This window comes from Jannaschia halovivens (assembly GCF_046452375.1).
Lineage (GTDB): Bacteria > Pseudomonadota > Alphaproteobacteria > Rhodobacterales > Rhodobacteraceae > Jannaschia > Jannaschia halovivens.
Genome location: NZ_JBKFDJ010000001.1, coordinates 697,450 through 711,620 on the forward strand (window position 1 = coordinate 697,450; position 14,171 = coordinate 711,620).

The window sequence follows — 14,171 nt, forward strand, 5'->3', positions numbered from 1 at the left end:
AGCTGGACAAGACATGACAATCAAGATTTTCGCGGTCGGGGCCTTGCCTCTGATCCTAGCCGCGTGCGGCACCTCGACGCCGTTGCCGGACGTGGTCGGCATCACGGCCCCCGCCAGCCCGACGGTCGCGGCGCGGCGCACCGGCTACGCGAACCCAATTCGTAACTACACGATACGCCCCGTGGTCGATCCGGCCGACTGGCGCGAATCCAATCGTTCGCAGGAGGGCAAGTGATGCGCCTTCTGAAGATGAGCGCGATCGTCCTGCCGTTCGCCTTGGGGGCCTGCGCCACGACATTGCCGGCGGGGATCACTGCCAGTGGAGCAGGGTTCGGCCTCGTCGCAAGCAAGACGCAAGGTGCCACCGGCAAGCGAACCGTCTGGGTGCAGAACGCGGCGCAAGCCCGCGAGGTCGCCGAAAGCGTCCATGCGATGACGCATCGCCGCACGATCTCCGCCGACACGGCCGTTCAGGTCGCCCTCCTCAACAACCGGGGTCTCCAGGCAGCCTATGCCGATATCGGGATTTCCGCAGCCGAGGTTTGGCAGCAGGCGACCCCGGAGAACCCGATCGTGTCCGTCGGACTTCTGGGCATCGGCGCGCCGGAACTCGGCCTCTTCCGAGCCCTCGAATCCGTCGTTGCGGTGAACCTGCTCGATGCCCCGACCCGCAGACGCCGGGTGGCGGTCGCGCAGGCGGATTATCAGCGCGCCCAAATGCAGGCCGTAGTCGATACCCTGACCCTGGCGGCGCAGACCCGCACCGCATGGATCGATGCCGTCGCCGCGTTCGAAACGGTGGCACTCCTGAACCAGGCCGCTTCCGCGGCGGACGCCTCTTCGGAACTGGCGGCACAGCTCGGACGAACCGGGGCGCTGAACCGCGCCGGTCAGGCGCGCGAACAAGTCTTCGACGCCGAACTCGCCGCGCAAGCGGCCGAGGCGCGTCTGGCGGCAGCGGCGGCCAAGGAGCGGTTGACCCGATTGATGGGACTTTGGGGGACGGAGGTCGACTACTTCGTTCCGGATGCACTGCCCGCCCTGCCGGGCGGCCTCAAATCGACCGCGGGGATCGAGGCGCGCGCGCTTCAGAACCGCGTCGATCTTGAAGTGGCCCGCCTGAGCTTGGCGGCCACAGCCGCTGCCTATGGCCTGACCGACGCGACGCGTGTCCTGACCGATCTCGAAGTCATCGCCGGGGCCGAGCTGGAGCGTGAGCGTGAGGACGGTGACATCGAAGAGGAGGTTACGCCGCAGGTCGAGCTGGAGTTCCAAATCCCGATATACGACAGCGGCCGCGCCCGGTTGCGCAAGGCGGAACTCTCCTACCTCCAGGGCGCGAACCTCCTGGCCGAGACGGCCGTCGCGGTCCGCTCCGAAGCGCGCGACGCGGAGACGCAGTACCGCGGCAGCTATGCCGTGGCGCGCCAATACCGCGACGTGATCCTGCCGCTCCGCCGAACGATCAACGAGGAATCGCTGCTGGCGAACAACGGGATGATCACCAGCACGTTCGAGCTTCTCGCCGACGTGCGCGAGGGGCTTGGCAGCCAGCTCGATGCGGCCGAAGCCAAACATCAGTTTTGGCTCGCAGCAGCCAATCTCGATGCCGCGATCTACGGCGGTGGCGGTGCGGGTGGCGGCGGCGGCGAGGGCGGCGGTGTCGATCTCGGCGGCGGCGGCGCGCCTCACTGAATCCCTGAACCCGACAAGAAGGAACGGATAGATGCTCAATCGACGTCAACTCCTGGGAACCGGCGCAGCAGGCGCCGCCCTCGTCTCCACCCAAGCGTGGTCTCAGACCTCGAACCGCAGCTTGCCCGAAGCTGTCCTAACAAACGCCTCGGGAACGCAGGCCCCGATAGTTCCCACCACCGGGCCCGACTACAATCCCGTCGTCACGCTAAACGGTTGGACCTTGCCGTTTCGCATGAAGGACGGCGTGAAGGAGTTCCATCTCGTCGCCGAACCGGTCGAGCGTGAGCTGGCCGAAGGCACGACGGCCTACCTTTGGGGCTACAACGGCACCTCGACGGGGCCGACGATCGAGGCGGTTGAGGGCGATCGCGTCCGCATCTTCGTGACCAACCGCCTGCCGGAGCCGACGAGCGTCCATTGGCACGGACAGATCCTGCCATCGGGCATGGATGGCGTGCATGGGCTGAGCGGGCCCGGCATTCCGACCGGCAAGACCTATGCCTACGAATTCGACCTCAAGAAGTCAGGCACGTTCATGTACCATCCGCACGCCGACGAAATGGTTCAGATGGCCATGGGGATGATGGGCATGTTCGTCGTCCATCCGAAGGACCCGAGCTTTCGCCGCGTCGATCGGGACTTCCTCATCATGTTGAACGCCTTCGATCTCGATCCGGGCACCTACGTGCCGCGGATCATGGAGATGACGGACTTCAACCTGTGGACGTGGAACAGCCGGATCTTTCCGGGCATCGATCCGCTGGTCGTAGGCCGGGGCGACGACGTGCGCGTGCGGGTCGGCAACCTGACGATGACGAACCACCCGATCCACATGCACGGCTACGACTTCAAGGTGTCGTGCACCGATGGCGGTTGGGTCCCGCCGGAGGTCGCCTGGCCAGAGGTCTCCATCGACATCCCCGTCGGCGCGATGCGCGCCTTCGATTTCAAGGCCGACCATCTGGGGGACTGGGCGATCCACTGCCACAAGTCGCACCACACGATGAACGCCATGGGCCACGACATCCCGACCTTCATCGGTGCGAACAAGACCGACGTGACCGAGCGCATCCGTCGGCTGCAGCCCGAATACATGCCGATGGGCACCGCCGGCATGGCCGATATGGGCAAGATGGAGATGCCGATCCCCCGCAACACCGTTCCGATGATGAACGGATGGGGCAAGTACGGCCCGATCGAGATGGGCGGCATGTTCTCCGTCGTGAAAGTCCGGGAGGGCATCGCGTCGGGCGATTACTCCGATCCCGGTTGGTACGACAGCCCACCGCACGAGACCGTGGCCGAATGGACCGGCGACGTGCCTGCCCCCGTCGAGGTGACCGACCCGGCGACCCGCTACACCGATCTGTCCAAGATCAGCGGCTGAACCCCAATCGAGCAGCATTCCAGGAGTCTTACGATGAAGAAGACACTGATGCCGATCGCGGTGTTCGGAGCGCTCGCCGCTCCGGCCCTTGCGGACGGCTACCACCGCGGACCGCATGACGGACCGGTCCTCCATGCCGACGCGATGGCGATCGGCCACCCGGGCAGTCCGGACCTGGTCGACCGGACGATCGACGTGTCCATGCTGGATGCCTCCGATGAGGCGATGGCCTTCGACGTCGAGGCGCTAGAGATCGAGCGCGGCGAGACGATCCGATTCGTCCTGACGAACCGGGGCGGCGAGCCGCACGACTTCGTCATGGCGACGCCCGAGGAGATCGCGGCGCACCGCGCCGAGATGTCCGGCATGCCGGATATGAACCACGAGGCGGTCTATGCCGCGCGCGTGGAACCCGGCGAGACCGCGACCCTCGTCTGGACCTTCGCCAACGAAGGCGCCTTCGCCTTCGCCTGTCTGATTCCAGGCCACTACGAGGCCGGAATGCGCGGTCGCCTGACCGTGAGCTGACCACCCCAAAACCCAACGGAAACCACGAGGAAGACCTATGAGCAGACTATTGATCCTTTCGGCAGCGATGCTGTCGTTCGCCGCGCCTACCTTCGCCGCAGGCACCCACAAGGATGGCCATGGCGATGGTCATGCCGATGAGCACCATGCCGAGATGGCGGTCGGGATGCCCGGCGATGCGCATCACGCCACGCGGACGGTCGAGATCTCCATGCTGGAGACGGATGACGGCGAGATGCTGTTCGAGCCGCGCGACCTGACCTTCGCAGAAGGGGAAACCGTCCGCTTCGTCATCACCAACGACGGTGAGCAGGAGCACGAGTTCGTCCTCGATACGCCAGAAGCCAATCAGGAGCACAAGGACCTGATGGCGCGGTTCCCCGAGATGGAGCACGACGATCCGAACGCGATCCGCCTCCAGCCGGGCGAGGGCGGCGAGATCGTCTGGACCTTCGCCAACGAGGGCGAGTTCGAGTTCGCCTGCCTCATCCTCGGCCACTACGAATCCGGCATGCACGGACCCGTCGTCGTTCGGTGAACCGCCGTCCCTTCCCCATCATCAAGGAACACACGATGAAAACGCTTATCCGATCGATCACCATGGCGATCGCTCTCGCCACCGCGCCGACCGCCATGGTGGCGCAGGAAACGACCTATACCAAGGGCAGCGTCAAAGCGATCGACGCCGAGGCCGGCAAGGTCACCATCATCCACGAGGAACTGCTAAACCTCGACATGCCTGCGATGACGATGGTGTTCCGCGCCGACGAGGAGACGTTGGCCGAACTGACCGAAGGCGAAGAGATCGAGTTCGTCGCCGAGCGCGTCGAAGGCAAGCTGACGGTCGTCGACCTAAAGGAATAATTTCGCCGCATTGCAGCCTATCGTCACGGGGTCGCCGGCATGCCCGGCGGCCCCGATCTCCGGAACGGGGCGTATCTCCTGCCTCCGGACCGATCCCGCCTATCCATGAAAGGTCATCCCTGTGACGGACATTCTCCCGATGCGCGGCGCGCTCGGACTGGTCGTACTGTGCCTGATCGGCGCCGCTTCGTATGCCGACCCCGTCTTCTCCTCGACCGACGTCGGCGATCGGCCGACGGGTCGCATCACCCAGCTTACGGACACGATGGGCGAGATGACGGTCGACTTGCCGGCCTCGACGGCCGAACGCTTGCCAGCTCGGATCGAAGAGGATGGTCCGCAGGAACGCGCGGCCTTGCGCTTCGAGCCATACCAGATGCTGGACGAACTCTTCCGTCCCGACATCGTCTTTCTGATGCGGCACGGTCCGACGGACTGGTCGCAGCGTGACATCAAGGACGTGGCGCCGACCGATTGCGCCAACCAGCGTCTGCTGACCCGAGACGGGACCGATGACATGATCGATCTCGGCCTGCTGCTCGCAGCGAACGACATCCGACCGTCACGGATCGTGACGAGCGAATGGTGCCGCAACCAAGCTACTCGGGACGCTCTTCTCGAAGGCATGTCGGTGATCGATCCTGTCTATGTGGAAGGCATCGATCTGATCACCGACCCGTCACTCAACCTTCTCCTGTCGCTTCGAGGTGCGCCCGACGTGGATGAGCTGCGCGAGCTGATTTCCGCATGGGATGGCGGTGACGGCACCGGTCCGCTTCTCGTGATCTCTCACTTCACCAACATCGAGGAGCTGACGAACTTCACCGTCTTCGAGGGAGAAATGCTGATGATCGATCCCAAGCGAAACAACCGTGTCCTGGGCTATTTGCGATTGAGATCGGCAGGCCCCGATGTGGGGCATTTCGAGTAACGTCAAAAGATGGATGCTCGGTAGGGTGCATCCGTGTACGACGCTGATATGCGACGGTTGCAATGTCGCAAAAGGGTTTGCCTCAGCATTTGGAACACCAGCCGACGAGGGTCTAGATCCAAATGGGACGCTGCGTGGCAACCGTAGCACGGCTCGTCAATGCCCCGGTCGTGGATGACGCAGCGTCCGGCTAATTGAGGTCACAAGCGTTCGTGGAGACGGTCTCAATGAATTTGCCGGTCGGGTCCGGTCCTTACGGATAGGGACCGACCCAATACTGCCATTTGCGCCAGGAAGCTGTGCTGTGGTGCGGAATCCTTAACCCGACCGCTGAGCTCACAATAGCGAGAGCAGAAGCCTAGCCGTTAAGTCCTTTGGATTGGACATCTTTAATGCCTAAACCCAAACCGCTGCAACTGATAAATCCAAAGTCATCCGAGGATTGTGAAGGGCCCCAGCTGAACAAGCCAGTGGGGCCCCATTCTGCAATTCGATAGTAGTGGCTTGATAGGTTTAGTGGACGCCTGCTCACGTCGACGTCTTCACTGACACATCAAGGTTTATAACTAATGAATGATCACCGACTGGAGTCCTCCATAGACTATTTGGTAATGAGAATTCCTATCGCCGTACTTGGATCGAGAGCTTGCCTTCTCTCGCAGATCGAAGGGCTGAGTACTTGCTCTTCCGCCAGGATCAGGCCTGACGTCTCAGACGGCGAAGCTGGGTCCGCTTAGGACTCAGATCCACGAGCCTTCGACGAGTATCATGAACGACAAGCCGGCGCAGCTAAGCTGCCTTGTCCGAGCGACACATTGCACGCAACTGCCGCGCTCTGGCGGCTTTACAGGATGTGGTCCGCATTTTTCGGCCAGCTCGGACGCATGCTGCGGTGGCGACTTCGTTGAGTGACAGTCGAAGGCTCTCGCCCGCACCGTTGACGAAAGATGCGTTCTGGACGCGTTTCTGCCTTAGTTGTGTCGCAATTCCCATGTCGGCAACAATATGCCGAAAGAGAACCGATTCGTTGCCAGCATCCTGAAGACGCCCAACTTCGGCTCTTTTCATCAAACCGATCAAAATAGACCGGCCTACCAATTATGGGCATTTTCTCATTTCGTGCACCAGATCATGTGTGAAATTTGGTATTTGTGCGGGGGCAGTGCACGCTCAAAACACGGTTAACGATCTATTAGGTTATGAGCGAAATATTGCCGGTAACATTTATTTGCCCCAACACGAGCGTCCGCGATGTGTCTCACCTGCTTCTCCATCGGCCTCGTAGACGAAGTCATCGGCTTACCTATCAGATACGCCAGAACGATCTTATGTCCCGAAAACTGCCAGGAGGCTGCGGTCAATCGTAAGTATCTGTCGACCGAGGATAGCGAGTGGCGGGACGTCTGCCCGTGTGACCCAGTGCACGCTCGTGTCGTGGAAGGGTTAAGATATATTCCGCTTACGGCTGTGATAAATCCTGCGCGTCAGGCAAGGACCCGTGGTGCAGGCGTGGTTCGAGCGCCGGCATCTGACGCGTTCAATGTGCAGATACTCGTTCATCCTATTCGGAGCAGAGCTCGGACGAAGCGTTAACGTCTGTGCTTTGGCCGCCGTCTTTACTCCGCTGAACAAAACCTGACGTATATCGAGAACATGTATGGGCTCAGGCCACAAGGCGCCAAATTAGCCAGCACAATTCGCTAGCGACATTCAGGTGCAGTGTCCGGTTCAGCCGCATGTCACCCCTAGATGAAGTGTGATGGCGACCGCCTCTATTGATGCGCCATGTCGGATATTCTGGAGAGCATTGCCAACCTGTTCAAAGAAATATCCAAACAGGAGCGCGCCTCGGCAATTCGCCATCTCTAAAAAGTTGGCAGAAGATACAAGCCGAATTACGCAAAGCAGAAATCAGATGCATCAAGCTGCGATCCATCCGCAATGCCATCCAATACGATGCCACCACTCGCCCAGTCTATTTCGCCCGCGTCGCCCACAAACCGGATCAACGTCGAGGCGCCGTTCTCATAGGAGATGAGGCGTAGATCCTCAAGCCCAGTTACGCCAGGCGAAGAGAAGCAGAGTAGATCGACCCCGAATTCGAAATCTGTAACCCGATCAAACCCAGCGTCGAATTCCGAGAAGACGAACCGGTCTGCACCCCTGCCTCCGGTCAGGCTGTCCGTGCCGGCCCCTCCAGTGAGGATGTCGTCGCCGTCCCCACCTTCAAGCCAATCCGCGCCGCTAGAGCCATTCAGCTCGTCCTGCCCGCTGCCTCCGAATAGGCTGTCATGCCCCAACCCGCCAGACAACGCGTCTGAACCCGCACCCCCTTCGATACGATCATGGCCTGGCCCACCAGAGAGAATGTCGGCCTGATCTCCGCCAAGCAGTATATCGTCCCCGAATCCCCCCATGAGCGTATCGTTTCCCTGCTCGCCGTGAAGGATGTCATCACCAACATTACCCTCCAGCCAGTCTGACCATGTGCCGCCATGAATGACATCATCTCCTGCTCCGCCCTGCAGGGTATCAGCGCCGGTGCCACCGATAAGAAGGTCCGCTCCGTCTCCGCCGCCAAGAAGATCTCCCGCGTCGCCTCCCCAGAGGGTATCGTCCCCTAGACCTCCCGAAAGGGTGTCTGACCAAGTTCCGCCAAGGAGAATGTCGGAACCCTCGCGCCCGACCAGGAGGTCCGCACCGGCTCCGCCCTCGATCCGATCCGAACCCTCTCCACCATATATCGTATCAGCGCCGTCGGACCCGTTTTGGATAACGTAGTCCGGGATCTCCGGCGCCTGGAGTGTCTCCTCGAACCTGAGCTGAACGACTTCGTAGGCGTCGAGTGTAAATGAGCCGACCCCATCGACCAGCTCAGTCAGGTCGATCCCGCTGACGATGGCGTTGCGCTGGTCGCCACCCGTATTCTCGTAGCCCACTCGGATTCCAGAGACAGCGAGCCAGCCACCCGTGAACTCGGTAAGATCGATAGTTGTCTCGATCGCGACGTTTGTGCGGGACGACAAGTACACCACACGTTCACCGGGCGTCGTTGCGTCCAGATCGTCCCGTGCCTCCCAAGCCGTTACTTCAATGTTGGAAGGCGTCTCGGGGCTTGTCCATTGGATATCAATAAGCTCGTGGTCTGCGACGGTTTGCCGAATGAGGTCGAACATCGCAGCACGGGTCGTGTTTGTGGCTATGGAAAGCCCGTCCAGCTCCAATACCTCTAGCGGCTCATCCTTGTGAAGAAGGGCATTCCGCGTATTGTGCAGCATCGGCCAGACGAACGCTGTATCGACATCCGCTTCGACGAGATTGGTGTAGTGCTCCAAGAACATCGAGGCACCATGCACGCCAAGATCAATGCCATCCTCGCCGAGGGAGAGGTTCAGATTGATGTTGTACTCACCCACCATCCGGTCGATTTCGCGTCCGAGCCACTCATCCCAACCTCCTATGCCGGAACCCGCCAAATTCTCCGAAAGCGCGCGGTCTTCCCTAAATGCGCCGGTATCGTTGTCGAACCCTCCTTCTGCAGGGTCCTTCCAGTAGAAGTTTCGTATAACGCCGTCGAGTTCGTCAACCGCGCCATTCAGCGAGGCAAAAGCGTCTTGAATTGCTACATTGGCAAGCCGCGGGTCATTGTCGTAAGCGCCGCGAAGATTTCCGGAAGCTTGAAGAAAAATATCGGCGTCCGTGCCGGCGAGATCCAAACCCGCTGAGATCGCCTTCGTCGCTTTCGCTGCAGCTTGCCCATAGGCTGCCTCCAGGCTGGCATCGCCGATCGTCCGTCCACCCCAGTATTCATTTCCGAGTTCCCAAGACCGGATCGTGTCAGGGAACTGGTTCGAGGCGGCTGTTACGAAATCCTTGAGATCGCTGAGGAACTGCTCCTCTGACTGCCCGGGTGGAGGATCAACCGGTATGACGAAGCTCACCGTGATGCCGAGTGATGTAGCCTGCCCGAGAAAAGTCGCCACGCCCTGGGGAAGTTCTCCCCCGATCAACATGCCGTCTTCGAAGACCTTGTCGGGCATACCGCCCGGATATCGGACATGGCCTACCCCGAAGTGATCCAGCGCGGATTCCGCCGCATCGGTCAGGACTCCATCGGGCCTGTCTGTGGGCGCAGAAAACGTGGGAGAACCCGTGTGGGCCTTCGGAAGAAGATTGCTCCCAAAGTGGTCCACCGAAGAGAAATTACCCGTCGAAGTCGAACTTTGAATCCGCAACATTTTCGCCTCTGGTCCTGTGTTCTCTACGGACAGAAGCCACTCCGGTCCGGTCGACATCCGGACGGCATTGTGTCGAGAGCAAGGCGAAAGATGCAGGTTTTCGGAGACTCAGACTGGACGGGACGTTTATTGTTGCAAGGACCATGCCAAACTAGCGACTACCATTTTCGTGTGTAGGCGCGACGGCGCAGTCATCATGTACCTTTGGAATGCTGGCAATCGGCCCATAGCTGCCGTTGAATAGGCCTGCTGTAACTGCGGCGCAGTTTCCCCTGACCGGAGATTGAAGGTCTACGGCTTGTGCTCTCCGAGTGATCATGGACCAATCTTGAAAGCTAGCGGCATTAGTGCGACGCGCAGCATCAGACATAATGATCCCTGGTCCCAACCATCGCCGCAGTAGATATGGAGGTCGCCTGTAGCCTGGTCTCCGACCGTTTCTCTTCTGATCGAGCCAGAGCATCTTTAGACCTTCTACGACGCCAACGCGGGACCGGTTCGTTGAACTATTTCTTGGGCTGCTCGCTGCATCCCGCTCGAAGATCAGCTCTCATCAGGCATTTTCTTTCAGCCGTTTCAGACAGTTGTTGTAATTGTGCCGCATGCGAATTGGCGAACAATAAGGCCATCCGGTCCAGTCCCCGCGCCATTGCAGGTCCCCGCGTACTGAGCTGCAACTTATGTCAAGGGTCTTAGAACCGGGTCACCCCAGTAACCGTAATCTGCAGCGTTTTCTCGTTTGGTGAAAGCTCGCTCTCGCTATTCGAAATGTCGGCCCTGCCGATGTGCACTGCGACGTCGGTAGCGTGGTCCATTCCCGCCTTGCAGATACAGCGCGGACACCTCGGTGGTTCATCGCGAGAGGCCGGATCAGTCGAGCTCAAGAGACTTCAGCACCGAAACCTCTAGACTTGAGGCACGTGCCTCATTTACCGTCGGATAAGCGGGCGATTCGGATGGGAGCCGGGTCAAGACCCGCCAACGGGAGGATAATTATGAACAAGATCAAGCTGACATCGGTCAGCGCGCTCGCCCTAGTCGGCGCGACACTCGGCACGCAGGCAGCGGCCGACGACCTGACCCTTTGCTGGGCCGCATGGGACCCCGCCAACGCCCTTGTCGAGCTCTCAAAAAACTTCGAGGAGCAGTCCGGCCACACGATGAACTTCGAATTCGTGCCTTGGCCCAATTTCGCCGATCGGATGCTGAACGAGCTGAATTCGGGCGGGCAGCTCTGCGACCTGCTGATCGGCGACAGCCAGTGGATTGGTGGTGGGGCTGAGAACGGCCATTACGTCAAGCTGAATGACTTCTTCGATGAGACGGGGATCAGCATGGACGATTTCGCGGATGCCGCCGTCTATGCCTATTCGACCTGGCCCAAGGGCACGCCGAATTATTACGCGCTGCCCGCAATGGGCGACGCGAACGGCTGGTTCTACCGCAAGGACTGGTTCACCGATCCCGAGATCATGGCCGCCTTCGAGGCCGAGGTCGGCCGCCCCCTGGGCGAACCGCAGACCCAGCGCGAGCTGATGGAGATCGCCAAGTTCTTCCAGGGCCGCGAGATCGACGGGCAGGAGCGGTTCGGCGTCTCGATCTTCACCGAGCGCGGGTCCGAGGGCATCACCATGGGCGTGACGGGCGCGCTCTACGCCTGGGGCTTCAAGTACGAGAACGAGCCGGGCAGCTACGACATGGTCGGCGCGGTCAACTCGCCCGAGGCGGTCGAGGCGCTGGAGTTCTACAAGGAGCTCTACGAGTGCTGCACCCCGCCGGGCTACACCAACTCCTACATGGGAGAATCGCTGGACGCGTTCAAATCCGGTCAGGTGGCGATGGCGATGAACTGGTTCGCCTTCTTCCCCGGCCTTTACGCGGACCCGGAGATCGGCGGCGACAAGATCGACTTCTTCGTGAACCCCGGCCAGAACCAGGCCGCCTCGACGCTCGGCGGCCAGGGCATCTCCGTCGTCGCCTATTCGGACAAGCAGGACGCGGCGCTGGAGTACATCCAGTGGTTCGCCCAGCCCGAGGTCCAGAAGCAGTGGTGGGCGCTCGGCGGCTACGCGGTGCATGACGCCGTGCTGGAGGACCCGTCCTTCGTCGACAGCCAGCCCTTCGCGGGCGACTTCCTCGAGGCGATGAAAGCGGTGCAGGACTTCTGGCAGGAGCCGACCTACGCCGAGCTGCTGCTCGCCATGCAGGAGCGCATCCACAACTACGTGGTGGCCGACCAGGGCACCGCGCAGGAGGCGCTGGACGCCCTGATCGAGGACTGGACCGAGGTCTTCGAGGACGACGGGAAGCTGTAGCGGCAGACCTCGCGCGCCCCGGGCTCGACCCGGGGCCTCGCGGAGCCGGGCAACCCGGCTCCGCGCCCCCTCCCGCCCATCGAGGCCCCGGAACAGGTCCGGGGCGTGCCGCGCCCGCGCGACCGGAGACCGCATGTCCGACACCCTCGCAGACCGCGCCGCCGCCAAGACGCCGCCCCGTGTCGCCCGCAAGGTCCGGGGGCTGAGCGACCGCGCCATCGCGTGGATCTTCGTGGCGCCGACGATCTTCCTGCTGCTGGCGGTGAACATCTTTCCGCTGATCTGGACGGTGCGCCTGTCCTTCACCAACTTCCGCGCCAACCGCCTCAACCGCGAGCCGGAATGGGTGGGTCTGCGGAACTACGAGCGCATCCTGACCGACGGCGACACGTGGCTGACGATGCAGGCCACCGCGCATTTCCTGTTCTGGACGATCGCGCTGCAGGTGCTGATCGGCTTCACCCTGGCCTACCTGATCAACAAGAAGTTCAAGGGCAACGACCTGTGGACGACGATCATCGTGCTGCCGATGATGCTGTCGCCCGCCGTGGTCGGCAACTTCTGGTCCTTCCTCTACCAGCCGCAGATCGGCCTCTTCAACTACGTGGTCGCCTTCCTGACGGGGCAGGATCCGTCGAGCTTCGACATGCTGGGCAGCGTCGACCTCGCGCCGTGGTCCATCGTCATCGTCGACACCTGGATGTGGACGCCCTTCGTGATGCTGATCTGCCTCGCGGGGCTCAGGTCCATCCCCGACTACATCTACGAGGCCGCCGCCATCGACCGCGCCTCGCCGCTGCGGCAGTTCTTCACGATCACCGTGCCGATGGTCCTGCCCTTCCTGATGCTGGCGGTGCTGTTCCGGGGGATCGAGAACTTCAAGATGTTCGACCTCGTGGTCCAGCTCACGGGCGGCGGGCCCGGCAACATCACGACGCTCACCTCCATCGACCTCAAGCGCGAGGCCTTCGAGAAATGGCGCACGGGCTACGCCTCGGCCTACGCGATCATCCTCTTCGTCACGGTGTTCGGGCTGGCCAGCATCTACGTGAAGGCGCTCAACAAGGTGAAGGAACGCTAGGATGAGCAGCTATTCCATCACCGAGCCGTCCCAGCGCTCCAAGACCGTCGCCGCGATCCTCGTCGTCACCTACGCGCTGATCACGATGGTGCCGCTGGTCTGGATCGTCATGACCGGCTTCAAGTCGCCCGCCGACGCCATCTCCTACCCGCCCAAAATCCTCTTCGAGCCGACGCTGGAAGGCTACGTGAACCTGTTCACGACGCGGACCCGCATCTCGCCCGAGGCGCTGGCCGCGCTGGACGAGCCCGCGACGTGGTACGACCGCATCGTCCGGCAGTACGACATGATCATCGCCGGGCCGTCCAAGTTCGGGGAGCGGTTCGTCAACTCCGTCGTCATCGGCTTCGGCTCGACCTTCCTGAGCGTGTTCCTCGGCACGCTGGCGGCCTACGCCTTCTCGCGGTTCAAGATCCCGCTGGCCGACGACCTGATGTTCTTCATCCTGTCCACCCGGATGATGCCGCCCATCGCCGTCGCGATCCCGATCTTCCTGATGTACCGCCAGCTCGGCCTGTCGGACACGCATCTGGGCATGATCCTACTCTACACGGCGGTGAATATCTCGCTCGCCGTGTGGCTACTGAAGGGCTTCATCGACGAGATCCCGCGCGAGTACGAGGAGGCCGCGCTTATCGACGGCTACACGCGGTTCCAGGCCTTCTACAAAGTCGTGCTGCCGCAGGCCGCCACGGGCATCGCGTCCACGGCCATTTTCTGCCTGATCTTCGCGTGGAACGAGTACGCCTTCGCGGTCCTGCTCACCTCGGCCAACGCGCAGACGGCGCCCCCCTTCATCCCCACGATCATCGGCGTCGGCGGCCTCGACTGGCCCGCCGTCGCGGCGGGGGCCACGCTGTTCCTGCTGCCGGTGATGATCTTCACCGTCGCGCTGCGGAAGCATCTCCTGCGCGGCATCACCTTCGGGGCGGTGCGGAAATGACCGGGTTCCTCAAAGGCCTCCTCCGCCTGCGCCGCGGCCCGTGGGAGTTGGTGGCCACCATCCTCATCGCGGCGGGCGTCTTCATGCTGATGCAGCCCTTCGCCCTCGCGCTCTTCACCTGGAGCTTCCTCGTCACGCTGGTGGGCACGGTGATGTTCATCGTCGTCAGCCACTTCCCGGAGTAGC

At 61.7% G+C, this 14,171-nt stretch carries 12 protein-coding genes; 11 read left to right on the forward strand and 1 reads right to left on the reverse strand.

Annotated features, from left to right (window positions below):
• The first annotated feature begins 13 nt into the window (after nt 1-13).
• The 7 genes from ACK8OR_RS03535 (at nt 14) to ACK8OR_RS03565 (ending at nt 5,408) form a co-directional block, all read left to right on the forward strand.
• On the forward strand, nt 14-235 hold the full coding sequence (locus tag ACK8OR_RS03535) for a hypothetical protein (RefSeq protein ID WP_298432289.1): 222 nt from the start codon (nt 14-16) through the stop codon (nt 233-235).
• On the forward strand, nt 235-1,695 hold the full coding sequence (locus tag ACK8OR_RS03540) for a TolC family protein (RefSeq protein ID WP_298432291.1): 1,461 nt from the start codon (nt 235-237) through the stop codon (nt 1,693-1,695). Before ACK8OR_RS03535 ends, ACK8OR_RS03540 begins: the two co-directional genes overlap by 1 nt.
• Before the next feature lie 31 nt (nt 1,696-1,726).
• A complete protein-coding gene (locus ACK8OR_RS03545; protein ID WP_298432293.1) occupies nt 1,727-3,085 on the forward strand; it encodes a multicopper oxidase family protein in 1,359 nt (452 codons plus the stop codon).
• A 33-nt stretch (nt 3,086-3,118) separates the two neighbouring features.
• On the forward strand, nt 3,119-3,613 hold the full coding sequence (locus ACK8OR_RS03550) for a cupredoxin domain-containing protein (protein ID WP_298432295.1): 495 nt from the start codon (nt 3,119-3,121) through the stop codon (nt 3,611-3,613).
• Between the two features lie 37 nt (nt 3,614-3,650).
• Nucleotides 3,651-4,151 (forward strand): cupredoxin domain-containing protein, encoded by a 501-nt coding sequence (locus ACK8OR_RS03555; protein ID WP_410188075.1) that lies wholly within the window; start codon nt 3,651-3,653, stop codon nt 4,149-4,151.
• Between the two features lie 35 nt (nt 4,152-4,186).
• On the forward strand, nt 4,187-4,477 hold the full coding sequence (locus ACK8OR_RS03560; RefSeq protein WP_410188076.1) for a copper-binding protein: 291 nt from the start codon (nt 4,187-4,189) through the stop codon (nt 4,475-4,477).
• A 139-nt stretch (nt 4,478-4,616) separates the two neighbouring features.
• On the forward strand, nt 4,617-5,408 hold the full coding sequence (locus ACK8OR_RS03565) for a hypothetical protein (protein ID WP_298432297.1): 792 nt from the start codon (nt 4,617-4,619) through the stop codon (nt 5,406-5,408).
• Between the two features lie 1,895 nt (nt 5,409-7,303).
• Here ACK8OR_RS03565 and ACK8OR_RS03570 read toward each other — a convergent pair.
• Nucleotides 7,304-9,448, reverse strand: coding sequence for a calcium-binding protein (locus ACK8OR_RS03570; RefSeq protein WP_410188077.1), 2,145 nt, complete (start codon nt 9,446-9,448; stop codon nt 7,304-7,306).
• Nucleotides 9,449-10,641: 1,193 nt separating this feature from the next.
• Between ACK8OR_RS03570 and ACK8OR_RS03575 the strand changes: the two genes are divergently transcribed.
• From ACK8OR_RS03575 to ACK8OR_RS03590, 4 genes are all read left to right on the forward strand, one after another.
• Nucleotides 10,642-11,961: an ABC transporter substrate-binding protein gene (locus tag ACK8OR_RS03575; RefSeq protein ID WP_410188078.1), complete on the forward strand. Its 1,320-nt coding sequence runs from the start codon at nt 10,642-10,644 to the stop codon at nt 11,959-11,961.
• A gap of 133 nt (nt 11,962-12,094) precedes the next feature.
• Nucleotides 12,095-13,042 carry a carbohydrate ABC transporter permease gene (locus tag ACK8OR_RS03580; protein WP_410188079.1) on the forward strand — a complete coding sequence of 316 codons (948 nt, stop codon included), beginning with the start codon at nt 12,095-12,097 and terminating at the stop codon, nt 13,040-13,042.
• 1 nt (nt 13,043) lies between these two features.
• Nucleotides 13,044-13,985 carry a carbohydrate ABC transporter permease gene (locus ACK8OR_RS03585; protein ID WP_410188080.1) on the forward strand — a complete coding sequence of 314 codons (942 nt, stop codon included), beginning with the start codon at nt 13,044-13,046 and terminating at the stop codon, nt 13,983-13,985.
• Nucleotides 13,982-14,170: a hypothetical protein gene (locus ACK8OR_RS03590; RefSeq protein ID WP_410188081.1), complete on the forward strand. Its 189-nt coding sequence runs from the start codon at nt 13,982-13,984 to the stop codon at nt 14,168-14,170. The genes ACK8OR_RS03585 and ACK8OR_RS03590 overlap by 4 nt, the downstream gene beginning before the upstream one ends.
• Nucleotide 14,171 lies beyond the last annotated feature (1 nt).